The sequence below is a fragment of the Caballeronia terrestris genome, from assembly GCF_001544515.1.
In the GTDB taxonomy this organism is placed as follows: domain Bacteria; phylum Pseudomonadota; class Gammaproteobacteria; order Burkholderiales; family Burkholderiaceae; genus Caballeronia; species Caballeronia terrestris.
Window position 1 is genome coordinate 1 of record NZ_FCOL02000345.1, and the last position, 1,733, is coordinate 1,733.

2 protein-coding genes are annotated in these 1,733 nt (G+C 56.4%); one reads left to right on the forward strand and one right to left on the reverse strand.

The window, feature by feature from the left end:
* Positions 1–237 precede the first annotated feature (237 nt).
* Positions 238–672 (reverse strand): IS66-like element accessory protein TnpA, encoded by a 435-nt coding sequence (gene tnpA, locus AWB67_RS37280; protein WP_087660796.1) that lies wholly within the window; start codon positions 670–672, stop codon positions 238–240.
* Between the two features lie 135 nt (positions 673–807).
* On the opposite strand from tnpA, the gene AWB67_RS37285 reads away from it, so the two are divergent.
* On the forward strand, positions 808–1,733 hold a 926-nt coding region (locus tag AWB67_RS37285; RefSeq protein ID WP_268808170.1), incomplete at its 3' end, for an IS4/Tn5 family transposase DNA-binding protein.

Sequence of the window (1,733 nt, forward strand, 5' to 3'; positions counted from 1 at the left end):
GATCGCGGGCCGACTCCGACCGGCCTGTTCACGCGTTCCTGGTCGCGATCGCCAATCAAAAAAACCTCTGCAATATGTTGGATACCTAAGTGACGTGCCGCCACATATTGGCACCCGTCACATATGAGCGGATTTTCTTCGAGTGCCGATTGCACCTTCGCGGCAGAGCCGGGAAACCACTACGCATGTCGGTGACGCCTGCGGCGATCCAGATGCGAGTGCCAGCCGGCAGGCCGATCATCGGGACAGCTCCCGAATCAGCAGCCGCAGCATATCCGGCGACACGTTACCGCGAATGCGCAAGCGTGCACGGTCAAATTCAATCTCGCAGGCGTCCTCCGACACAGCATCGCGGACCGGCATCGAGGCCTCAGCTTCCGGGACAATGCTGACTGGAAGTAACGATGCAACGTCTAACGATGCAACGTCACCATCGGGTTCCTGTCTGGCAGGTCCCGGACGCGGCGCCCCAAATGCACCCTGAAGATACTGGCGACGCCATCTGAACAGCAGGTTGGTGTTTATGTCGTTGCGACGCGCGACCAGCGATACAGACGCCCCGGGCTCGAACGTCTGTTCGACCAGCTGTCGTTTGAATTCGCGCGCAAAGTTGGGGCGCTTGCCCGGTGCCTCGCACTTCCTATCCACAATCTCGGCCACTTTGGTTCCCATCAAAACATTTGATGGGAACCAAATTACCCCCGTTCACTGCTGCCCGGAGAACGGCCGACGTGAGCTTGCAATTACCCACAACTCCAAGAGAAGTTATGTTAACCTCGTATAGATTAGTCATCCTATGGAAAGATAATGACTGGTAATGTGCGAGTAGATGACGAGGACTGGATCAATAGAGAGACGGCGGATAACAGCTTTCAAGACGCCAGACTTCGCAGAAGATTCCGAATGTTGCTAGAGCGACTATGGTCGGGCGTTGGGCAAACCATTCCATTTGCTTGCCAAGACTGGGCGAACACGAAAGGCGCTTACCGCTTCCTGTCCAATGAGCGCGTAAGCGAGCAGGATATTCTGGGCGGTCATTTCCAAGCGAGTGGTGAGCGCTTTAGGGCGACCGAAGGCCCAATTCTCGTGCTGCAGGACACGACAACGTTCTCATATCAGCGGGAACGTCCTGAGCTTATCGGTTATACGGGCAAGACGTCGATTCAGCGTGGACGGCACGGCCTGCAACAACCGCTGACCCAATGCGGCATCCTGATGCATTCGAGTCTGGCCGTAACCGCTGAAGGCTTGCCGCTGGGCCTGACGGCCATCAAATTCTGGACCCGGACTCAGTTCAAGGGTTGCACGGCGTTAAAGCGAAAGGTCAACCCTACCCGTATGCCAATTGAAGAAAAGGAAAGCTATCGCTGGCTAGAAAACCTGAGACAATCCACAGCATTACTGGGCGAACCGGAACGCTGCGTACATATCGGCGATCGCGAAAGCGACATTTACGAGCTATTCTGCGAAGCGCATGATTTGGGCACGCACTTCCTCGTGCGCACATGCGTTGACCGCCTGGCTGGCGACGGAGAGCATACGATCGCCGACGAGATGGCCGAGGCGAAGGTCAAGGGTCTCCATCGTGTTGAGCTTCGCGATTCTAAAGGCCGTCCCGACGAAGCCTTTTTGGAGATCCGGTATCGCCGCATTACGGTGCTACCACCTCTCTATAAGCAGCGTCGCTATCCCGAGCTACGTCTGACTGTCATTCATGCCCAGGAGAGGACCGC

Coding starts and splice junctions, on each gene's coding strand:
- tnpA (WP_087660796.1), bottom strand. CDS start 672: ATGGGAACCAAAGTGGCCGAGATTGTGGATAGGAAGTGCGAGGCACCG.